The following is a 20,221-nucleotide window of genomic DNA, read 5'->3' on the forward strand; positions in this document are numbered from 1 at the left end:
ACCGGAATCCTGTCCCCGGACGCGCAGGGCGTCCCCGTCCGGGGAGGCGCGCACCCGGCCGCGTGGAATGTCCCCGGCTGCAGGAGACTCGAGGTCGAGTGGTGCCGGCAAGAGTGTGGGCGGTGGTGATCGGAGGGTGCGCGGTGCCAGTGGGAGGCCGGGCGGCAATGGCAGAAGGGGTGCTGCATCGGCCGGAGGTGATGGGGCGGGTGGTGCTGGTAGACGGGAGACGGTACCGGTGCGAGGCCGGGCGGCCCCGTCACAAGGATCGCCGGCCCCAGGAATAGGTTGGGCCCCGGCCGTGTTGGCCGCAGTGGAACCCATCTGTCTCCACAGTCTTGAAAGGAACACTCATGGCCACCAAGAACATCACCGGCCCCGAGTTCAAGGACACCATCCACGGCGAGGGCATCACCATCGTCGACTTCTGGGCCTCCTGGTGCGGTCCGTGCATGCGCTTCGCCCCCATCTACGAGAAGGCCTCCGAGGCCAACCCGGACATCACCTTCGCCAAGGTCGACACCGAGGCCGAGCAGGACCTCGCCGGGGCCCTGGGCATCTCCTCGATCCCCACGCTCATGGTCTTCCGCGACAATGTGCTGGTCTACCGCGAGGCCGGCGCCCTGCCCGCCCCCGCGCTGGACTCCCTCATCACCCAGGTGCGCGAGCTCGACATGGACGAGCTCAAGGCCAAGATCGCCGAGGAGGAGGCCGCCTCCGGCGCGCAGGCCTGATCGGTCAACCCACCGCGGGGCCGCCTGCCGGCCCCTGCAGCCGTCCGACGTCGCCCGGAAACCCGCCGTTTCTGGGCGACGTCGTCGTCTGTTACCCGGCTCGCCCACCCAAGGGCAGAACATTACGTTTTGATATCCTATGATGGCCCGCGTGAAGTTGGAGTCCCACGTCAGCCACGCTGTCAGAGCCCGATGGGCGGTCCCCGTCGGTGCCTCGGGCCGCGACGCGTTGGTGCGCCACCTCGTCTACGCCTTCCTGCGTTCTGACCCCGAGGGCGCCACGGACTGGATCGACTCGACGGTCCCCACCGACCCCGACGAGCTGCGCACCATGCTCGACTTCCTCCTCACCGCCCGCCCCCCGGCTCCCCTGCCCGAGGACATCGCCGCCGACCTCGACACCCTCCTGGAGGCCGAGGCCGCCGAGCGCGGCATGGTCGACGCCACCGAGATCCCGCCCCTGGCCATCACCGACCACGTTCCCGGCCTGCTCGGCCGTAACGTGGCCTTCTGGCGCGGCGACCTCACCCGGCTGCGCGCCGGCGCCGTCCTCAATGCCGCCAACTCCGGGATGCTCGGCTGCTTCGCCCCCGGGCACCGCTGCATCGACAACATCATCCACGCCGTCGCGGGGCCGGCCCTGCGCGCCGAGTGCGCCCGCTACATGACCTGGGCGGAGACTTTCGACCCCACCCGTCGCCAGGGCGGGGAGCCCGCCGGCCGGGCCGTCTTCACCGGCGGCTACCACCTGCCGGCCCAGCACGTCATCCACTCGGTGGGGCCCGTCATCGAGGACGGGCGCAAGCCGACCCTGCGCGACCGGCGCCTGCTGTCCTCGTGCTACACGAGCGTCCTCAACGTCGCGCACGCCGCGGGGCTGGGCAGCGTCGGCCTGTGCTCGCTGTCCACGGGGGTCTTCGGCTACCCCAAGCGGCAGGCCGCGCTGGTGACCCTGGAGACGATCGGCCGCTGGCTGGCGGCCCACCCCGACTCCCGGATGCGCATCGTCATCAGCCTCAACGCCGACGTCGACGTCGCCGCCTACGAAGCCGCCCTCGCCCCGCCGCCCTGGCGGCCGTAGGGGACTGGGGTCCGCCGTGCCCCGCCGTCCGCAGTGCGCCTGAGGCGGCGCACTGCACGAGGGTCGTGCTCCACTGGCCGACAGGTGGGTGTACTCCACGCGGTGCGGGGGTTCGTGCAGAACGCACAACCCCTGGCCAGTAGGTCCCCAACCTCGTGCAGTGTGGGCAGTTCTGGGCTCCGGCGTCGGACCAGATCCACGGAGGGCGGTCAGTTCGCCTGGGCCCGGGCCGCGGCGCGGGCGGCCTCCGGGGCCGCGGCCGCAATCGCCTCCAGCTCCGCCTCGCCGTGCGCGGCCGAGACGAACCAGGCCTCGAAGACCGACGGCGGCAGGGCCACCCCAGCCTCGAGGAAGGCGTGGAAGAAGGGCCCGTAGCGCCAAGTCTCCTGGGCGCGAGCGGCCTCGTAGTCGCTCACGCCCTGCTCGGCGGCCCGCTGCCCGAACATGAAGGAGAACAGCGAGCCCGCCCGCTGTACGCGGTGGGGCACGCCCTGCTCGGTCAGGGCCGCCGAGACCACCTCGCCAATGGTCCGGGCATGCTCGGCCACCGAGGCGTAGACGGCGTCGTCGGCCAGCTGGAGCGTGGCCAGGCCGGCCGCCGTTGCCAGCGGATTCCCCGAGAGCGTGCCCGCCTGGTAGACGGGGCCGTCCGGCGCCAGCAGGTCCATGACCTCCGTGCGCCCGCCGACGGCGGCCAGCGGCATCCCGCCGCCCACGACCTTCCCGAAGGTCACCAGGTCCGGCACCCAGACGGCGCGCTCGCGCCAGTCGGCACCCGGCCAGGAGGGGGCTGCGACGTCGGCGGGCTCAGTGGCCAGGCCCGGCAGGTCCGAGGTCCAGCCGTCGACGGCCTCCAGGCCCCACCAGCCGGCCGGACCCACACGGAAGCCAGTGAGGACCTCATCGAGGATCATGAGCGCGCCGTGCTCGGCGGTCACTCGGCGGATCGCGGCGTTGAAGCCGGGCGCCGGTGGCACGATCCCCATGTTGGCCGGGGCTCCCTCAGTGATGACCGCGGCGATCTCGCCGCCGCGCTCGGCGAAGCAGGCCTCCAGGGCGGCGACGTCGTTGTAGGGCAGGACGATCGTCTGGGCGGCCACCGCCGCGGGTACGCCGGCGCTGCCCGGCAGGCCGCCGGTGGCCAGGCCCGAGCCGGCCGCCGCGAGCAGGCCGTCACTGTGCCCGTGGTAGCAGCCGGCGAACTTCACCACCAGGTCGCGGCCCGTGGCCCCGCGGGCCAGGCGCACGGCCGTCATCGTCGCCTCGGTGCCGGTGGACACGAAGCGCACCTTCTGCGCGGCCGGCACCCGACGGCGCACCTCCTCGGCCAGGAGCGTCTCTGTGGCCGTGGGGGCGCCGAAGGACAGGCCGCGGGCGGCGGCCGCCTGGACCGCGGCGACGACCTCCGGGTGGGCGTGGCCCAGGAGCGCAGGGCCCCACGAGCCCACCAGGTCCACGTAGCTGCGGCCCTCGGCGTCGGTGACGTGGGCACCGCTCGCCGAGGCGATGAACCGCGGCGTGCCCCCCACCGAGCCGAAGGCGCGCACGGGGGAGTCGACGCCCCCGGGGATGACGGCGCGAGCCGCCTCGAACAGGGAGTTGTTGGTCGAAGCGGTGGCACTGGAGGGCCGGCCTGCGGGCTGCGATTGCTGAGTCACGGTGATCCTGTCGATGAACTGGTCAGGGCCGGTTCGGGAGGTGACCTCGCGCCGGCCGGAACTGATTCCCAACCTACCGGAACGATCCTGCCCTCCGTGGCTCTTGTATCAGTGCAGGGCCGGGTTCTCGGCGATCTCCCGGGCCCAGTAGGTCAGGACCATGTCGGCGCCCGCCCGCACGATGCCCAGCACCGACTCGGCGATGACGCGCTCGCGGTCGACCCACCCGCGCTGCGCGGCCGCCTCCACCATCGCGTACTCGCCGCTGACCTGGTAGGCGGCCACCGGCACCGGTGAGGCGGCGGCGACGTCGGCCAGCACGTCCAGGTAGGGGCCGGCCGGCTTGACCATGACGATGTCCGCCCCCTCGGCGACGTCGAGCATCACCTCGCGCATGCCCTCGCGGCGGTTGGCCGGATCCTGCTGGTAGGCGCGCCGGTCCCCGGTGAGCGTGGAGCCCACGGCCTCCCGGAACGGCCCGAAGTAGGCCGACGCGTACTTCGCCGAGTAGGCCAGGATCGCGACGTCATCGTGGCCGGTGGCATCCAGGGCGGCGCGGATCGCGGCGACCTGCCCGTCCATCATCCCCGACGGCGAGACCATGTGCGCCCCCGCCTCCGCCTGGGAGACGGCCATGGCCTGGTAGGTGGCCAGGGTGGCGTCATTGTCGACCTCACCGGCGCGCGGGCCGTCGGGGCGGATGAGGCCGCAGTGGCCGTGGCTGGTGAACTCGTCCAGGCAGGTGTCTGCGCAGACGACGACCTCGTCCCCGACCTCCGCGCGCACGGCCGCGATTCCGCGGTTGAGGATGCCGTCCTCGGCCCAGGCCGCCGTGCCGGCCTCGTCCCGGGTGGCGGGAACGCCGAACAGGTCGATGGCGCCGATGCCGGCTTCGGCGCAGGCGGCGGCCTCGCGGCGCAGCGAGTCCAGCGTGTGCTGGACGACCCCCGGCATCGCCTCCACGGGGCGGGGGGTATCGATGTCCTCGCGCACGAACACCGGCAGGATGAGGGCGGCCGGGTCCACGACGTGCTCGCGCGCCAGGCACCGCATCGCCGGGGTAGTGCGCAGGCGCCGGGGGCGGACCGTGGGGGCCTGCGGGTCGGGGACGGAGCGGCGCGACAGGAAGTCGGCGGACGGTCGAAGGGCATCGGTCATGAGGTGCTCCTGGTGGTTGGTGGTCCGCCGCCTCGCAGGCCGTCCACAGTGTTGGAATGACTGGAACCAGGCGGATCGGGTGGGTTTGTGCGGGGGACGCTCGTGTCGGATTCGGAGGCTGCGGGGTGGCTTTGTGTCACGAATGGCGACTTTTAGTCGTGCCGAGCGGGGGTGCGGCTCCGGAGCTCATCGGAGTATCCGGCTCTGACCTGGGCGAATACCCGAGGGGTAGGTGCCCCAGGGACTGTGGTGGCGATGAAAAGTCGCCAATCGTGACACTTTCGCCGGTATGTGGCCATCACGGCGGCTCCTGAGAGGCAGGAGCGGGGTCCGTTGTGGCCCGGATGGTGTCGATGGTGGCCTGGAGGACCCCCTCGGGCGTGGGGGAGGGGGCGACGGCAGCAACCGTCAGACCGAGCTCGCGGGTGGCCGCCGCCGTGGTGGCGCCAATGGCCACCAGCCCGGTTCCCTGCGGCGGTGGGCCGAGCAGCTCCAGGACGGCCCGCGTCGTGGACGGGGCGGTGAGCACGACCGTGTCCACACCGCCAGTGGCCCACGTGCGATCCAGGTCCGGGGGCAGGTCATGGGCGTCGGCCGTGACGGTCGTGTAGGCGGCCACCTGCTCCACCTCCCAGCCCGCTCGACGCAGGCCGTCCGCCAGTGCCGGGTCGGCCAGAGCCGAGGCCGGTAGCAGCACCCGCCGCGCAGCATTCGGGGCTGGCAGTGGGCCGGCGAGTTCTGGTTCCTCCAGGAGAGCGGCGGCCGAGCCTCGGGCCACCAAGTCGGGGGCGGTCACGGTGAGCTCGGTCCAGGCGCGCGCGGTCGCCGGACCGACGACGGCCACCCGCAGCGGCGGGATGGCTGGGGTGCGGGGAGGTGTGGCGCTGTCGTGGAGGTCGGGAGTACCGGGTTCCCGGTGGAGCCCGTGCCCCCAGGTCGCCGAACCGAATCCGGCTTCCGCAAGCAGGTACGGTGCCAGCGCCTCCACGGTCCGGGCCGAGGTGAGCACCAGCCAGGCCGCCTCGCCCTCCGCGATCCTGCGCGCAGTCGCCTCCAGCGCCGCCGCCTCACCCGGAACCGTCCGCGTCACGGCGGCCCGCAGCACCATCGCCCCGGCCCGCTCCAGCGCCGAGGCGATGCGGTCGCGCTCCTTGAGGCGCGGCAGCAGAACCACCCGCCCCGACAGCGGCGCCCCGCCGCCCTCCCGGGGGTTGCCCGGGAGGCTCCCGGCCGAGTCAGTGCGTGAGGTGGACCGTGCCATGGCTTCAGTCCCGCCGGGGCTTGTTGGCGTGCAGGTCGACGATCTGGTCGGCGCCGTCGTCCAGCAGGACCTCGGCCGCCCTGACCCCCAGTGCCTCGGCCGCCCGAACCGCCGCCGTGTCCCCAGGAGTTCCTGGCCCCCCGGAGGTCTCAGGCAGCTCGGTGCTCAGTTCGCAGCCGACCTCCTGGCCACCATCGAGCGAGGTGACCACCGCCCGCAGCACGAGCACCCGCGGCGAGCGGCGCGAGACCGCTGAACCGTGCGGTCCTACCTCGGAGACCCCGACTGGCCGTGGGCCGCCGTTTGCCGCCCCAGCCCCTTGCCTGCCCCCGGTCACGGCGGTGTTATCGCCGCGGAAGCCCTCGTTCCAGCCGGTTCCGTGTTCGGCGTGCTCCTCCCACGGCTCCTGGCTCTCGCCCCGCAGGTGCGCCCAGGCCCCCACCGGCGCCGCGCAGCCCGCCCCGAGCCGGGCCATGAGCGCCCGCTCGGCCGTCACCGCCAGGCGCGTGGGTTCGTCGTCGAGCGCCGCCGCCACTCGGGCCAGCTCCGCGGAGTCCTCGTCGGCTCGCGCCTCCACGGCCAGGGCCCCCTGAGCCGGCGCGGGCAGCATCACCTCCAGGTCCAGCACCTCGCTCGCGCAGTGCTCCAGACCCAGACGCCGCAGCCCCGACAGGGCCAGAACCACCGCGTCCAGGTCGCCGGCGGCATCGGCCCGGCTCGGCGCCACCGGCTCATCGGTGCCGACGCCGACCACCTCCAGCCCCCGCACCCGCGCCAGGCGCGTGGGTACGTTACCGCGCAGGTCCACCACCTCCAGGTCGGGGCGGGCCGCCAGCAGCTGGGCGGCCCTGCGGGGTGAGCCGGTGCCCACGCGGGCCCCCTCGGGCAGGTCGGCCAGGGTCAGGCCGTCGCGGGCGCACAGGGCGTCGCGCGGGTCCTCGCGCGCCGGCACGCAGATGACTTCCAGACCCTCGACCGGCTGCGTGGGCAGGTCCTTGAAGGAGTGGACCACCAGGTCCACCTCGCCATCCAGGAGCGCGTGACGCAGCCGGGCCGCGAAGACCCCCACCCCACCGAGCTGCCGTAGGGGAGTGCGGTCGCCGTCGCCGTCCGTACGCACGGTGACCAGGTTGATGCCCAGGCCGCCGGAACCCTCGCTGGCCTTGCCGGCCGCGGCGGCCGCACCGCCCCCGCCGGCCGCCATCAGTGCCTCAGCGACCTGCCCGGACTGGGTCAGCGCCAGGCGCGAGCCGCGCGTGCCCAGGCGAAGCCGCCAGGAGTCCGTCCCCGTCGTGGTCATGCATCCCCTCCTCGTGCGCGGTTCTCAATCGTCGCGTTCGTACCGTAGGGCTCGCCTTCGTACCTTGGAAGTACGAACTCGCGACCTAATATACGAACGCGCCGCCCACCCCCGTCCCGGCGAGGCGCTTCACCCGCCATGGGAGCCCACCAGGCGCCCGACCGCGGCGCGGGCGTGCTCGACGACGGCGGCGATCCCGGTCCCGGCCACCCACGCCCCGGTGACCTCCAGTCCCGTCACTGGCGCCAGCTGCTCCTCCAGGCGCCTCGTGCGCTCCCGGTAGGCGGGCGTCACTGGCGGCAGCGTCCCGTCCCATCGCACCAGCATGTGGTCGATGACCGCCTCCGGCTCGATCCGCACCCCCGTCAGGGCCGCCACGTCATCGAGCGCCACCTGCAGATCCACCTGCGGGCGCGGCTGCCCGGGCCGACCGTAGGACAGTCGCAGCGCGTGGACGTCCGGGCCGTGCAGCGCCCGCAGCTCGGCACCGACCCACGGCCACTTGGCACTCAGGTGCGACAGGGCCTTGGCCCGCACCGGGCAGTCCGCCAGGCTTACAGGCCCCTCACCGGGATCCGTCTCATCGGAGACCAGGCCAGAGGCCCCGGCACCGGCCGACGACGACGCGGCGGGCTCAGCAACGCCGGCGGGCGCCACGAGCAGCCCCGAGCCCACTGGCTCCCCACTGAGCTCCGGAACCCGGGCCACCAGTGTGAAGCGGGCGATCGGCGCCCCCACCGGCACGGTCAGCTCTGTCGCGCTCGCGGGCAGGTTGGGAATCCCCCGCAGCAGCCGCAGCGCGGCCCCCGCCGAGCAGGCCACGACGACGCGGTCGGTGGTCACGACCTCCTGCGCACCATCGGGCACCGGCTCGTCCGACGGCGTCGCACCCCGGCGCGTCGGGGCGATCCCCACCCGCCAGGCGGCCGGCGCCTGTCCGCCCGCGTGCTCCTGGCCGCTGCCGGGCCGCAGCCACTGGGCGCCGGTGCGGGTGCGCACGCTCCCGCCGCCGGCCTCGATGGCCTCGCGCAGCGCGTCGGTGAGCCGGAACAGCCCGCCCTCGACGGCGGCGTCCACGCTCCGACCACCCGCACCGTCCTTCCGGGCCCGACGCCGCTCCAGCACTGCCGCCACAGCGGCACTGAGCGATCCCAGCTCCGCCGTGGCCCGCCGCAGTCCGGGCATGACGACGTCGGCCGCCAGGTCCGCCGGGTCGGCCGAGTGGATGCCCGCGACGATGGGCCGCACGAGGCGCTCCAGGACTCCGGCCCCCATCCGCGCGGCCACGAAGGAGGCCAGGTCGCCCGAATCCTCAGGGCCGGTGCCCACGGTGCCGGGCAGGTCGGCGTCCTGTGCGGCCCGGCGCGCGGCCTCTTGCCCGATGATGGCGACGACGTCGGGAGCCAGCGGGTCCGCCGGGATCCCCAGGTAGGCGTGGTCAGGAAACCGGTGCAACCCCCACTGGGGCAACTGCTCGCCGGTGCCCGGCGCGAGGGGCGGCAGGAAGAGCCGGGGCCGGCCGTGCGGGGCGGCGGTACGCAGCCCCAACTCGGCGAGCATGGAAGTGGCCGCCTGGCCGCGCACGACGAAGCCCTCAGCCCCCAGGTCCATGCGCGCCCCACCGATGCTCCCGGCCGCGACGAGCCCGCCGGTGTAGCCGCGCGCCTCAATGAGCAGCGGCCGCAGCCCGGCGCGTACCAGGTCCCAGGCAGCTGTCAGACCTGCGATCCCGCCGCCGATGACGAGCGCGTCCCACCGTCGCTCCCCGACGGCCTCCCCGCTCATGCCTCCCACCCGGCCAGGGCCACGGACTCCCAGTCGGCCGAGCCGTGCACCCGAGCCACGATCCGGGTGAGGACGTCCGCGTCGGTGGCCGGCGGGACCCCATGCCCCAGGTTGACCACGTGCCCCGGCGCCGTGCGCCCGGCGGCCAGCACCGCGTCGAGTTCCTCAGCCAGGATCGGCCACGGCGCCGCCAGCAGCGCCGGGTCCAGGTTGCCCTGAACCGGGCAGGCCCCTGCCTGCGGGTCGGCCTCGGCCAGCGCCTCAATGGCTTCGCCCAGCTCGATGCGCTCGTCCACGCCGACGGCGTCGGCCCCCGCCTGCCGCATGAGCCCCAGCAGCCGGGCGGTTCCGGTGCCGAAGTGGATGAGCGGCGCACCCTCGCCGGTGGTGGGGGAGACGGCCTGGCGGGCGACATCCAGCGCGAGCGCCGAGTAGGGGGCCACGCGCTCGCGGTAGGCGCGCGGGGACAGCGAGCCCGCCCAGGAGTCGAAGAGCTGGGCCGCGGCCGCCCCGGCACGCACCTGGGTGGCGATGAACTCGCCGGTCAGGCGCGCGCACCAAGTCATGAGCCGGTCCCAGGAGTCGGGGTCGGCGCGCATGAGCGTGCGCGCCGCCAGGTGGTCGCGACTGGGCCGGCCCTCCACCAGGTAGGCCGCCAGCGTGAAGGGCGCCCCGCCGAAGGCGAGCACCGGCGTCCACCCCGCCGACCCGGCACTGTGCTCCAGCCCGGCGCGCGCCCGCTCGCTCAGCCCCTCGCGCACGCCCGGCGCCTGCGGACTGCCCAGCTCGACGATGACGCGCCGCACCGCCTCCTCGATCGCCCCGACCCCCTCGGTGTCGGGGCCGTCACCGAAGCGGCGGGCCACCAGCTCGCTCACCTCGCGGCCGCTGCGCACCGGGGCGTCGAGGACCGGCCCGACGCCCTCCTCGATCCGCACTCCCACACCCGCCAGGCGCAGCGGCACCATGATGTCGGAGAAGAAGACGGCGGCGTCGACGCCGTGGCGCCGCACCGGCTGCAGCGTCACCTCCGCCGCCAGCGCAGGATCCAGGCAGGCATCCAGCATCGGCACGCCGGCGCGCGCCCGCAGCGCCCGGTACTCCGGCAGCGACCGTCCCGCCTGACGCATGAACCACACCGGCGTGCGCGCGGGCCTCCGCCCCGCCAGCGCCTCCAGGAGCGCCGGCGACGGAGCCGGTCCCGTCGTGGTCCCGGCAGGCCCCGCCGCCTCGGCAGCCTGCGCCGCCGGCTCGGAAGTCATTGAATCATTGTGTGAACTGCCGGTGACGAAATCGCCGTTATCGGGCGAAGAATGCTGACGCCGCGTGCTTTCCCTGCGATAAGGGAACTGAATGCGAGACATATCCGACTGCCTCCTGTCAGCAGTGGTCAGAGGGGGTTTATTGCGTGTAATGGTGCGGCGTTCCAAACGTCCGTCGGGTTCTGACAGAGTGTCAGAAATATGGTGATGACGCATTGTCATGATGTCGGGTGTGTGTCGCCACGCCGCTATTGTGCCCGCTCCCCACGGTGATGTTTCAATAGCCCACGTTGTGACTACTCATCTTCTCTCCGCAGACCATCGACTGCCGGGCCTCGACGTCGTTGCCCGGCTCGGCGCGGTCGCCCCGGGGCTGGGGCCGGACCTCCTGGAAGTGGTCCCAGCGCTACGCGGGGTCCTGGTGCTGTCCACATGCAACCGCCTGACCCTGCTCATCGACGCCGACTCCTGGGCCGACACCGGCTGCCCGGCGGCCCTGCACCCGGACCTCTCTCCGGTGGACGCGAGCCAGTCGGCCGCGGCGTCGGACCTGGGGGAGACCATCACCGCCTTCCTGGCCGAGCGTGCCGGGCTCCCCGCGAGCGGACTCCTGCTGACCCACCTGGTCGGGGCGGCCGCCCGCCGGGAGATGCTCGCCATCGCTGCGGGCCTGAGCTCGATGGTGGTCGGCGAGGCCCAGATCGTCGGCCAGGTCCGCCGTGCCGCCGAGACCGCCGCCGCCGAGGGCACGCTCAGCCCCGAGCTCGTGCGGGTCGTCGAGCGCGCCTCGGCCACCGCCCGCCGGGTGGCCCATGAGACCGAGCTGTCCGGTCAGGGGCGCAGCGTCGTCGCCGTCGGCGTGGATCAGGCCTCCGGCCACCTGCCGCCGCTGGAGGACTGCCGCGCCCTCATCGTCGGCACCGGCTCCTACGCCGGCGCCACCGTCGCCGACCTGCGCGCCCGCGGCCTGACCGACATCGCCGTCTACTCCGCCTCCAACCGCGCCGAGGCCTTCGCCGCCGGCCACGGCCTGCGCGCCGTCCCCGCCGGCGCCCTGAGTGAGGCCATGAGCCGCGCCGACCTCGTGGTCACCTGCCGCGGTACCGGCGGGCCGATTCTCACCGCCGACGTCGTCGCCCCCGTCGCCGCCGAGCGTGCCGGCTCGACTGGGGGAGCCGGTCGCCCGCTCGTCATCCTTGACCTGGCCCTGGCCCGCGACGTCGATGAGGCCGTCGGCGCCCTGCCGGGCGTCGTCCACCTCGACCTGGCCCGCGTGCGCGATGCCGTGCCCGAGGCTGCGGCCCAGCAGGTGACCGCCGCCCGCGCCATCGTCGAGGCCGAGGCCGCCGACTTCGAGCGCACCCTGGCCGGCCGGGCCATGGACCCCCTCATCACCGCCCTGCGCGCCCAGGTGGGTCGCGTCGTCGCCGAGGAGGCCGCCCGTCTGCGCCCCCAGTCCGCCCGCCGGCTCGCCCTGGCCGTCCCCGCCGTCGACGGGCGCGCCGGAACCGGCGTCAGCGGGGTCAACAGTGCCGACGCCGCCGCAGGGGCCTGCCCCCACCATCACCTCGCTGCTGAGCCCGGCTTCGAGGCCGCCAGCGAGATCGACGGCGAGCCCATGGTGCCCCTGGCGCAGGCCGAGCGGGCCCTGCACCACCTGGCCGCCCGTCTCCTCCACCAGCCCACCGTCATGGCTCGCCGCGCCGGCCAGGAGGGCCGCGAGGAGGCCTACCGTCAGGCCCTCGAGCTCGTCTGGGGTTTGGAAAGCACAGGAGAGAACCATGACTGACACCGCCGCGCCCGTGCCCGGGCCCACCCAGGAGGCTCCTACGCGCCTGGACGCATGCCCGGACACCCTCCCGGGCGCCGACCTCGCCGGAGCCCCAGCCACTGTCCCGGCCCTCGACCCGCTGGCCCCCTACGACGCCATCCTCCTGCAGTCCTACGGCGGGCCCCGCCGCCCCGAGGACGTCCTGCCCTTCATGCGCAACGCCACCGCCGGCCGCGGCGTGCCCGACTCTCGCCTCGTAGAGGTCTCCGGCCACTACCAGAGCGTCGGCGGCGCCTCCCCGATCAACGCGTGCAACGCCGAGCTGCGCGACGCCCTCCAGGCCCGCCTGGCCGAGCGCGGCTCGACGCTGCCGATCATCGTCGGCAACCGCAACTGGCACCCCTTCGTCAGCCAGGCCCTGCGCGAGCTGGCCGACGCCGGGGCCCGCCGCGTCCTGGCTCTGCCCACCGCGGCCTTCGGCTCCTACTCCGGGTGCCGCCAGTACCGCGAGGACCTGGCCGGCGCCGTCGCCCTGCTCGCCAACGGCGCGGACGGCTCCACCGGTGAGGGATTCGAGGCCGACGCCGCCGCCCGGGTCGGCGGGGACGGGGGCGGTCCCGTGGAGCTCACCGTGGACAAGACGCGCCCCTACTACAACACCCCGGGTCTGCTGCAGGCCAACATTGACGCCATCGTCGAGGCTTACGGCGCCCTGGCCGAGCAGGGAGTGGCGGCCGCGGACGCGCGCCTCGTGCTCGTCACCCACTCCATCCCCCTGGGCATGGAGGCCGGCTCGGCCCCGGGGGCGGGGCCCGAGAGCGTACCCGGGGCCTCCGGCGCTTCTGACGCGCACGGCCCGACCGAGACCGGGCGGCGAGAGCCGGGTGTGGCCGCCGACCTGTCCACGGAGGTCTCCTACGTCGCCCAGCACGAGGCGCTCGCCGCCGTGCTCGTGCCCGAGGTCGCCCGTCGTCTCGGCCTGGAGGCGGTCGAGGCCGACCTCGTCTACTGCTCGCGCTCCGGCCCGCCGCAGGCCCGCTGGCTCGAACCGGACGTCAACGACCACCTTGAGGCACTGGCCGCCGGGCACCTGACCGACGGCAGCCCCGTGAGCAGGCCCGAGGGCGTCGTCGTGGCCCCCTTCGGTTTCATCTCCGACCACATGGAGGTCGTCTTCGACCTCGACACCGAGGCCGCCCAGACCGCCCGCGACCTGGGGATGCCGTATGCGCGCGCCGCCACCGTCGGCACCCACCCTGCCTTCATCGACTCCCTCGTCGACATCCTCTTCGAGCGGGCCGCCGCCGCCCGCGGCGAGGACGTCCGGCCCGACTCGACCACCGGCGTCGGCCCCTTCCACACGGTCTGCCCGGACTCGTGCTGCCGGAACGGGGCCGGCCACCCCGGCCGGCCCGCTCACCACGGGACCGACGGCGCCGACCCCCGATAGCCCCCATCCCAGTAGCTCCGATACGAACCAGGAGAAGAAATTGAGTACTGACACCCACGGCCAGCACGGACACCCCGGCGGTCACCCCGGTGAGGGGGGCCTGCACCGCTTCGAGGACGAGGAGCGCCGCCCCCACCGCGACCCACGCGACGCCACCGACGTCGACCTGGAGGCCATCAACAACCAGTACCACTACACCCTCTACGCCGTCTTCCGCCTGGCCCGCCCGCTGCCCGCCTCCCAGCCCGAGCGCGAGCAGCTCCTGGGGGAGAGCGCCAACTTCGTCGAGGCCGGCGGCGTGACGACGCGCGGCTGGTACGACGTCGGGGGCCTGCGCGCCGACGCCGACCTGCTCGTGTGGTGGCTCGACGACGACCCCGAGGTCCTGCAGGACGCCTACCACCGCCTGCGCGGCAGTGCGCTGGGCCGCTATCTGGAGCCGGTGTGGTCCTGCATGGGGCTGCACACGCCCGCCGAGTTCAACCCCCGCCACGTGCCGGCCTGCCTGGCCGGGGTGGCGCCGCGCGACTGGGTCATGGTCTACCCCTTCGTGCGTTCCTACGAGTGGTACCTGCTCGAGCCCGAGGAGCGCTCGCGCATGATGGCCCAGCACGGGCGCCACGGCTTCTCCAAGTACCCCGACGTCAAGGGCTCGACGCTGTCCACCTTCGGCCTGAGCGACTACGAGTGGATTCTCGGCTTCGAGGCCGACAGCCTCGACCGGCTCGAGGGGGTCCTGCACCACCAGCGCTACACGGAGGCGCGCATGCACGTGCGCGTGGACACGCCCTTCTACACCGGGCGCCGCGTCAGCCCGCAGGAGTGGGCTCAGCGCCAGCCCTGGGCCTGAACGGGCCGGGGACATTCGACGCCGTCGGGGACCTTCCCTTGCGGCCGGGGGCATCCTGCGCGTTGGGGGATAGCATTCCTGTCCCCCAACGCGTGACTGGTCCCTGGCCGGAGGGGAATGTCCCCGACCATGAGAGTGGGCGGCGGCGCAACCTGACCAACCTGGTTGACCAGGTCGCTTTCTCCTGGGACCATCAATGCATGAAGACGGTGAAGGTTCAGGAGGCGAAGACGCATCTGTCGGCGCTGTTGGTGGAGGTCGAGCAGGGGGCAACCATCAACATCGCCCGAGGGCGTCAGACAGTGGCGCGCTTGGTTCCAGTCGGGGGCGAGCGGGAGCTGGGCTTCGGCGGATACCAGTTGCCGGACACGTTCTTCGACGAGCTGCCGGAGGAGGAGCTGAGTGCCTGGGAGGGTGCATGAAGGGCTACCTGCTCGATACGCATGCGCTCATGTGGGCGATCAATGAGCCCTCGCGTCTGGGCGGGAGGGCTGTCGAGGTGCTGCGAGACCGAGGGAATCTCGTGGTGGTCTCCGCCGCCAGTGCATGGGAGCTGCATACCAAGAACCGCATTGGGAAACTGCCTGGAGCGGGGCCGTGGCTGGATGCTCTCGAGGGGCACGTGCGACGGCTCGGAGCGGAGTTCTTGCCCATCGAGTGGTCGCACGCGCGCTTGAGCGGGCAGCTTGAGTGGTCGCATCGCGATCCCTTTGATCGGATGCTGGCGGCGCAAGCGATGTACGAGTCGCTTGCGTTGGTGACGCGCGATCCGGCCTTCGAGGAACTGTCCGGTGTGACGATCCTGTGGTGAGTGGTCGTTGCCTAGATGTACTGATCGGGGAGGTTGGTTAGGCGGGTGATGGGTGGGTGGCCTTGGGTGGCGGTGTGGGGTCGGTGGTGATTGTAGAGGTGCAGCCATGCGGGTAGGGCCTGGCGGCGTTGGGTCTCGGAGGTGTAGTGGCGGGCGTAGGCCCAGCCGTCGGCCAGGGTGCGGTGGAAGCGCTCGATCTTGCCGTTGGTCTGGGGGCGGTAGGGGCGGGTGTGCTTGGCCTTGATGCCCAGCTGCTGACAGGCGGCTTGCCAGGCCTGGGAACGGTAGGCAGAACCGTTGTCGGACAGGACTCGCTCCACCTTGACTCCTCGGGCGCTGAACCATGACACCGCGCGCTGGAGCACTCCGACGGCGGTATCGGCCTTCTCATCGTCGTGGATCTCGCTGTAGACCACGCGGGAGTAGTCATCAATCACCGAGTGCACGCAGGCGTAGCCCATCACCGGTCTGCGGCTGGCCTGGCTACGGGCCTTGCCGGGGGTGGAGGCGCGGTTGCGCGCGCCCTGGCGCGCACCGACGTAGCGCCATCCACCACCGTCGGGGATGTTGCCGATCTTCTTGACGTCGACGTGGACAAGAGATCCGGGGTAGGGGTGCTCGTAGCGGCGCACGACCTGACCGGTGGCCCGGTCGGTGTACGACAGGCGGTTGAGGTGGGCGGCTCGCAGGATGCGGTGGACGGTCGAGGCTGCGACCCCGGTGCGGGCAGCGAGCTGGACGGGGCCCTCACGCAGGCGCATGCGCAGCGAGACGATCCGTTTGACCACTGCCTTGGGTGTGCGGTGAGGACACGAGCGTGGGCGGCTGGAGCGGTCGGTCATGGGCTGGCCGGCCCTGTACCTGTCGGCCCAGCGCTTGACGGTGGGCCATGAGCACTGGAACCGGGCAGCAACCTCGCTGACGGGCCAGCCCTCCTCAACCACCAGACGGGCGACCCTCAAACGAGCACGCGGGGTCAGGGCTGCGTTAGCGTGGGACATGAGGAGAGCACCTTTCGTGTCTGGCTGATGGGGAACTGCAACACCTCCACTCAACCAGCCCAAGGCGCTCTCCTCACCTCAAAGACTCAGATCACACCCCCTCAACCAACCCTCCCGATCAGTACACCTAGATGTATGAGGTCATGACGTTGGCGACCTTTGTTGGGGTGCGGGTGGCGGGGTGTGGGACATTGGTGAGACTCCAGCTGTTGCCAAGGTGACCGCGACTGCCCGGGCCGGGTGTTCCGCGCTGTTGGTCAGGTTGGTCCGGTCTCGTCGCGGTGGGCGGGGAGACCTCGGTCGGCTCGCTTCCTCACGGGGATCTTCAACGCTGTCTGGGACACTTCACCGTGGCTGGGGGCACTCCGTTCCAGGCAGGGGCTGTTTGTGCGTCGGGGGACGGAAATCCTGTCCCCCAGTGCGCAGGGTGTCCCTGTCGATAACGAGCCCTTGACATCGGCCATCATCCTGGATGGCCTGACCGGCAAGCCTGCGCAGCAGGCCTGGTTCCTCCTTCTGAGGATTGTTGGCATCACGTACCCTCGCCAGAACAGGGGTGTAGCAAGGAGGGCGACGAAGGTCGAGACATGTTCGTGATCTTCGCGGTAGTGTCGACGGGTTGGTTTCCGCCGGGTTGATTCCGGCCGACAGTCAGGAGCCCCCGTGGCACATGCCGAGAACCGCCCCGCGAGTCGAGCCGTGGGTCGTCGTCGAGCCGCCGCACTGGGCTGCCTGCTGCTCGCCGGCTCGCTGGCTCTGACCGGCTGCTCCTCCAAGGACTCCAAACCCGACGCCAAGGCGCCCGCCAGCAGGGCCAGCTCCGCGGGGAAACCGACGTCGGCCTCCTCAGCTGCCGCCACGGCGTCGAGCACCGCCGGCACCGTCACGGCGGCCTCCCTGTCAGACGCCCAGCTCGGGTACACCGTCACCGCGATCCCCGCCGGCCTCGACGTCAAGCGGGTCGCGATCCTCCAGGACTTCGTGGCCTACGACCAGATGTCCTGGAAGCTGTGGGTCGGCGGCGGGCAGGACACCAGCAAGGTACCCACCGTCACCACCGGCAACCTTCAGCAGCAGCTCCTCAACGACGCCTCCACCTTGCAGAACACGGGGCAGAAGGCCAAGACCCCCGTCAAGGTGGCGATCTCCGAGGTCGCCATGAGCTCCGATGGCCAGAGCGCCACCGTCACCTACTGCGTGGACATGACGCAGGTGACCTACGTCGACGCGCAGGGCAAGGACGTCACCGAACCATCCAACAAGGCGCGGATCCCGGCGAAGAACACCATGGTGCCCGGTAGTAACGGGCACTGGCTCGCCTCCGAGGAGGAGGAGACCGGCGAGCCGAACACCTGCAAGGTCGGCTGAGCGGGCTGCCAGAAGAACCTGTCCAGGCAGGTGAGCCTTGGTTTCAGGTGAGGCATGGCTTGCCTGTGAATCATAAGTAACACCCACAGAGACTAGCGATGTAGTAAAGTGATGGTCATGAACGCAGACACCATGACAACACCGTCCATCAACCTCTCCTTCACCGCCTCCGCCGCCCTGAGCGACAACCTCCAGCGCGTCCTGACCGACCTCATCGCCCTCGAGCTGGTCGGCAAGCAGATCCACTGGAACATCGTTGGCCCGAACTTCCGCGACGTCCACCTCAACCTCGACGAGGTCGTCGACATCGCCCGCGAGGGCTCCGACGAGGTCGCCGAGCGCATGCGCGCCATCAACGCCGTCCCGGACGGCCGCCCGGCCACCGTCTCCGCCGCCACCACCGTGCCGGCCGCCCCCGAGGGTGAGATCCTCACCAGCGAGGGTGTCGCCTACATCGTCTCCGCCATCGAGGCCGTCGTCGCCACCCTGCGCGGTGTGGACGAGGACGTCGACTCTGAGGACCCCACCTCCTCCGGCATCGTCGAGGACCTCATCGGCAAGCTCGAGCAGCAGGCCTGGTTCCTCTCCGCCGAGGTCCGCAAGCCTGTCCGCTGAGCCTGAGGCTCGCGCTGGCGCGCTGACTCCATGACGTGGGGCCCACCTCCTTGAGAGGTGGGCCCCACGTTCGTGTCTGCTGGCCGGACTGCCGACTCCGGGGTGTCATTCGCCGGGGCGGTCCCAGCTCTCATGTCCGCCAGTCGCCCAGCGCGCCCTCCAGGCAGCCCAGCGCCGCGTCAACCAGGCTGTGGCGCTGGTCGTCGGGGCAGCCGGCGTGCACCCAGCGCAGGCAGGCGTCGTCGAGGAATCCGAGGTAGCCCCACAGGGCGAAGTCGTCGCGGTGGCCCCGGCTGCCGCCGACAACCTCGGCCAGGGCTGCCACCGCCGCCTCGCGCGCCTGCCGCCTCACCCGGGCCGCCTCGTCGCCCGGGTCGTGCCCGGCCAGCGCCTGGTAGGTCACCCAACCGGGGGAGCGCTCGGCGATGAAGTCCAGGTAGGTCAGGATCGAGGTGCGCACCCGGTCCCGGGCTGACGACCCCTCCGGCAGGGCGTCGTCGGCCCCCCGGGTGCGCTCGGTCAACTCGTCAGCGGCACGCCGGAGGACCTCGGCGTAGAGGCCGGCCTTGCCGGCGAAGTACTTGTGCACCAGTGCCTCGGAGGCCTGCGCCTCCGCAGCGACCTCGACCAGCGAGACCTCCTCGTACGGGCGGCTCGCGAAGGCCCGTCTCGCTGCGGACAGGATCAGCTCGCGGCGCTCGGCGGGATCCATGCGCAGGCGGGGACGCTTGTCGGTACGAGATGGCACCTTGACATGCTAACGGGTGCGGCGGCACCCTTGGAGGCATGGTTAGTGAGTCACCTGGAATAAGCCGTCCCGCAACCCCCGCCTGGATCGACCACGCCATCTGGTGGCAGGTCTACCCCCTGGGCGCCACCGGCGCCCCCATCCGCCCCGAACCAGATGCGCCCCTGACCGAGCCCGGCGCCCCCGCGCGCCTGGACCGCCTGGAGCCCTGGCTCGACTACGCCGTCGAGCTCGGTGCCAACGGTCTGTCGCTCGGGCCGATCTTCGCCTCCTCCACCCACGGCTACGACACCACCGACCACCTGCGCATCGATCCCCGCCTGGGTGATGACGCCGCCTTCGACCGCCTCGCCGAAGCTTGCCGCACCCGAGGCCTTTCCCTCATGCTCGACGGCGTCCTCGGGCACGTCGGCACCGAGCACCCCCTCTTCCGGGCTGCCCGCGCCGGGGGCGAGGAGCGCGGCCTCTTCCGCTTCGACGACGCCGCCGTCGGGGACGGCGCCGTCAGGAACGATGCCGGACCGTCCGGCCCCGGCTACGCCACCTTCGAGGGGCACGAGTCGCTCGCCGCCCTCAACCACGACTCCGCCGAGGTGCGCGACCTGGCCGTGCGGGTGCTCACCCACTGGCTCGACCGCGGCGCGAGCGCCTGGCGCCTGGACGCCGCCTACGCCGTCGACCCCGCCTTCTGGGCGAGCGTCCTGCCCGCCGTGCGCGAGCGCCACCCCGACGCCTGGTTCATGGGGGAGGTCATCCACGGCGACTACGCCGGCTTCGTGGAGGCCTCCACCGTGGACACCGTCACCCAGTACGAGCTGTGGAAGGCCACGTGGAGCTCGCTGGCCGACGTCAACTTCTACGAGCTCGACTGGTGCCTCAAGCGCCACAACGAGCTGCTGGACCGGTTCGTCCCGGCGACCTTCGTCGGCAACCACGACGTCACCCGCATCGCCAGCAAGGTCGGGGCCGGCGGGGCGGCGCTCGCCGTCGTCCTGCTCATGACCGTGGGTGGCGTGCCCAGCGTCTACTACGGGGACGAGCAGGCCTTCCGCGGGGTGAAGACCGAGACCCTCGGCGGCGACGACGAGGTCCGCCCCGCCCTGCCGGGCGCGCCGTCCGGGCTCGCGCCGCAGGGCGCTTGGATGCTGCGGCTCCACCAGGACCTCATCGGGCTGCGACGCCGCCACCCCTGGCTCGTGCGCGCCCGCACCGAGGTCACCGAGCTGGACAACCCACGACTGTCCTACGACGCCGTCGGCGAGGAGGGCCAGCGGCTGCACGTGAGCCTGGCCCTGGAACCGGCACCCCGCGCCGAGGTGCGCGCCCCCGGCGAGGCGCCGCTCGTCGTCGAGCCGCCCGCGGAGTGAG

General features: G+C 72.4%; 18 protein-coding genes. 10 read left to right on the forward strand and 8 right to left on the reverse strand.

The window, feature by feature from the left end:
- Nucleotides 1-353: 353 nt before the first annotated feature.
- Complete coding sequence (locus JJJ14_RS00990; protein ID WP_060956929.1) at nucleotides 354-734, forward strand: thioredoxin family protein; 381 nt, start codon at nucleotides 354-356, stop codon at nucleotides 732-734.
- 139 nt (nucleotides 735-873) lie between these two features.
- Nucleotides 874-1,815 carry a macro domain-containing protein gene (locus tag JJJ14_RS00995; RefSeq protein ID WP_020992009.1) on the forward strand — a complete coding sequence of 314 codons (942 nt, stop codon included), beginning with the start codon at nucleotides 874-876 and terminating at the stop codon, nucleotides 1,813-1,815.
- 209 nt (nucleotides 1,816-2,024) lie between these two features.
- Here the strand turns inward: JJJ14_RS00995 and hemL are convergent, their stop codons facing one another.
- The 6 genes from hemL to JJJ14_RS01025 form a co-directional block, all read right to left on the reverse strand.
- Entirely contained in the window at nucleotides 2,025-3,410 is a 1,386-nt protein-coding gene (gene hemL / locus JJJ14_RS01000) for a glutamate-1-semialdehyde 2,1-aminomutase (RefSeq protein WP_442859493.1), read from the reverse strand.
- Nucleotides 3,411-3,581: 171 nt separating this feature from the next.
- Nucleotides 3,582-4,631: a porphobilinogen synthase gene (hemB, locus tag JJJ14_RS01005; protein ID WP_201444441.1), complete on the reverse strand. Its 1,050-nt coding sequence runs from the start codon at nucleotides 4,629-4,631 to the stop codon at nucleotides 3,582-3,584.
- Between the two features lie 298 nt (nucleotides 4,632-4,929).
- Nucleotides 4,930-5,892 (reverse strand): uroporphyrinogen-III synthase, encoded by a 963-nt coding sequence (locus JJJ14_RS01010; RefSeq protein ID WP_201444442.1) that lies wholly within the window; start codon nucleotides 5,890-5,892, stop codon nucleotides 4,930-4,932.
- A 4-nt stretch (nucleotides 5,893-5,896) separates the two neighbouring features.
- Nucleotides 5,897-7,192, reverse strand: coding sequence for a hydroxymethylbilane synthase (locus JJJ14_RS01015; protein WP_201444443.1), 1,296 nt, complete (start codon nucleotides 7,190-7,192; stop codon nucleotides 5,897-5,899).
- Nucleotides 7,193-7,321: 129 nt separating this feature from the next.
- Complete coding sequence (locus tag JJJ14_RS01020; protein ID WP_201444444.1) at nucleotides 7,322-8,977, reverse strand: protoporphyrinogen/coproporphyrinogen oxidase; 1,656 nt, start codon at nucleotides 8,975-8,977, stop codon at nucleotides 7,322-7,324.
- Complete coding sequence (locus tag JJJ14_RS01025; RefSeq protein ID WP_442859477.1) at nucleotides 8,974-10,239, reverse strand: uroporphyrinogen decarboxylase; 1,266 nt, start codon at nucleotides 10,237-10,239, stop codon at nucleotides 8,974-8,976. Before JJJ14_RS01025 ends, JJJ14_RS01020 begins: the two co-directional genes overlap by 4 nt.
- Nucleotides 10,240-10,531: 292 nt before the next feature.
- Between JJJ14_RS01025 and JJJ14_RS01030 the strand changes: the two genes are divergently transcribed.
- From JJJ14_RS01030 to JJJ14_RS01050, 5 genes are all read left to right on the forward strand, one after another.
- Nucleotides 10,532-12,028, forward strand: a complete 1,497-nt coding sequence (locus tag JJJ14_RS01030; RefSeq protein ID WP_201444445.1) for a glutamyl-tRNA reductase — start codon at nucleotides 10,532-10,534, stop codon at nucleotides 12,026-12,028.
- Nucleotides 12,021-13,460, forward strand: a complete 1,440-nt coding sequence (locus tag JJJ14_RS01035) for a ferrochelatase (protein ID WP_201444446.1) — start codon at nucleotides 12,021-12,023, stop codon at nucleotides 13,458-13,460. The genes JJJ14_RS01030 and JJJ14_RS01035 overlap by 8 nt, the downstream gene beginning before the upstream one ends.
- A gap of 40 nt (nucleotides 13,461-13,500) precedes the next feature.
- Nucleotides 13,501-14,310: a hydrogen peroxide-dependent heme synthase gene (gene hemQ, locus JJJ14_RS01040; RefSeq protein ID WP_003788055.1), complete on the forward strand. Its 810-nt coding sequence runs from the start codon at nucleotides 13,501-13,503 to the stop codon at nucleotides 14,308-14,310.
- Between the two features lie 200 nt (nucleotides 14,311-14,510).
- Complete coding sequence (locus JJJ14_RS01045) at nucleotides 14,511-14,732, forward strand: type II toxin-antitoxin system Phd/YefM family antitoxin (RefSeq protein WP_003788052.1); 222 nt, start codon at nucleotides 14,511-14,513, stop codon at nucleotides 14,730-14,732.
- Nucleotides 14,729-15,121, forward strand: a complete 393-nt coding sequence (locus JJJ14_RS01050) for a type II toxin-antitoxin system VapC family toxin (RefSeq protein WP_003788050.1) — start codon at nucleotides 14,729-14,731, stop codon at nucleotides 15,119-15,121. The genes JJJ14_RS01045 and JJJ14_RS01050 overlap by 4 nt, the downstream gene beginning before the upstream one ends.
- An 11-nt stretch (nucleotides 15,122-15,132) precedes the next feature.
- On the opposite strand, the gene JJJ14_RS01055 is transcribed toward JJJ14_RS01050, so the two are convergent.
- A complete protein-coding gene (locus JJJ14_RS01055) occupies nucleotides 15,133-16,122 on the reverse strand; it encodes an IS481 family transposase (RefSeq protein WP_201444447.1) in 990 nt (329 codons plus the stop codon).
- Between the two features lie 663 nt (nucleotides 16,123-16,785).
- On the opposite strand from JJJ14_RS01055, the gene JJJ14_RS01060 reads away from it, so the two are divergent.
- Nucleotides 16,786-17,490 (forward strand): hypothetical protein, encoded by a 705-nt coding sequence (locus JJJ14_RS01060; RefSeq protein ID WP_201444448.1) that lies wholly within the window; start codon nucleotides 16,786-16,788, stop codon nucleotides 17,488-17,490.
- A gap of 117 nt (nucleotides 17,491-17,607) precedes the next feature.
- Nucleotides 17,608-18,105: a Dps family protein gene (locus JJJ14_RS01065; RefSeq protein WP_176747021.1), complete on the forward strand. Its 498-nt coding sequence runs from the start codon at nucleotides 17,608-17,610 to the stop codon at nucleotides 18,103-18,105.
- Between the two features lie 130 nt (nucleotides 18,106-18,235).
- Here the strand turns inward: JJJ14_RS01065 and JJJ14_RS01070 are convergent, their stop codons facing one another.
- A complete protein-coding gene (locus JJJ14_RS01070) occupies nucleotides 18,236-18,853 on the reverse strand; it encodes a TetR/AcrR family transcriptional regulator (protein WP_201444449.1) in 618 nt (205 codons plus the stop codon).
- Between the two features lie 38 nt (nucleotides 18,854-18,891).
- Here JJJ14_RS01070 and JJJ14_RS01075 point away from each other — a divergent pair, with 38 nt between their 5' ends.
- Nucleotides 18,892-20,220 carry an alpha-amylase family protein gene (locus JJJ14_RS01075; protein WP_201444450.1) on the forward strand — a complete coding sequence of 443 codons (1,329 nt, stop codon included), beginning with the start codon at nucleotides 18,892-18,894 and terminating at the stop codon, nucleotides 20,218-20,220.
- Nucleotide 20,221 lies beyond the last annotated feature (1 nt).

It is taken from the genome of Actinomyces sp. HMT 175 (assembly GCF_016694895.1).
In the GTDB taxonomy this organism is placed as follows: domain Bacteria; phylum Actinomycetota; class Actinomycetes; order Actinomycetales; family Actinomycetaceae; genus Actinomyces; species Actinomyces oris.

Coding starts and splice junctions, on each gene's coding strand:
- JJJ14_RS00990 (WP_060956929.1), top strand. CDS start 354: ATGGCCACCAAGAACATCACCGGCCCCGAGTTCAAGGACACCATCCAC.
- JJJ14_RS00995 (WP_020992009.1), top strand. CDS start 874: ATGATGGCCCGCGTGAAGTTGGAGTCCCACGTCAGCCACGCTGTCAGA.
- hemB (WP_201444441.1), bottom strand. CDS start 4,631: ATGACCGATGCCCTTCGACCGTCCGCCGACTTCCTGTCGCGCCGCTCC.
- JJJ14_RS01010 (WP_201444442.1), bottom strand. CDS start 5,892: ATGGCACGGTCCACCTCACGCACTGACTCGGCCGGGAGCCTCCCGGGC.
- JJJ14_RS01015 (WP_201444443.1), bottom strand. CDS start 7,192: ATGACCACGACGGGGACGGACTCCTGGCGGCTTCGCCTGGGCACGCGC.
- JJJ14_RS01020 (WP_201444444.1), bottom strand. CDS start 8,977: ATGAGCGGGGAGGCCGTCGGGGAGCGACGGTGGGACGCGCTCGTCATC.
- JJJ14_RS01025 (WP_442859477.1), bottom strand. CDS start 10,239: ATGACTTCCGAGCCGGCGGCGCAGGCTGCCGAGGCGGCGGGGCCTGCC.
- JJJ14_RS01035 (WP_201444446.1), top strand. CDS start 12,021: ATGACTGACACCGCCGCGCCCGTGCCCGGGCCCACCCAGGAGGCTCCT.
- JJJ14_RS01045 (WP_003788052.1), top strand. CDS start 14,511: ATGAAGACGGTGAAGGTTCAGGAGGCGAAGACGCATCTGTCGGCGCTG.
- JJJ14_RS01050 (WP_003788050.1), top strand. CDS start 14,729: ATGAAGGGCTACCTGCTCGATACGCATGCGCTCATGTGGGCGATCAAT.
- JJJ14_RS01055 (WP_201444447.1), bottom strand. CDS start 16,122: ATGTCCCACGCTAACGCAGCCCTGACCCCGCGTGCTCGTTTGAGGGTC.
- JJJ14_RS01065 (WP_176747021.1), top strand. CDS start 17,608: ATGAACGCAGACACCATGACAACACCGTCCATCAACCTCTCCTTCACC.
- JJJ14_RS01075 (WP_201444450.1), top strand. CDS start 18,892: ATGGTTAGTGAGTCACCTGGAATAAGCCGTCCCGCAACCCCCGCCTGG.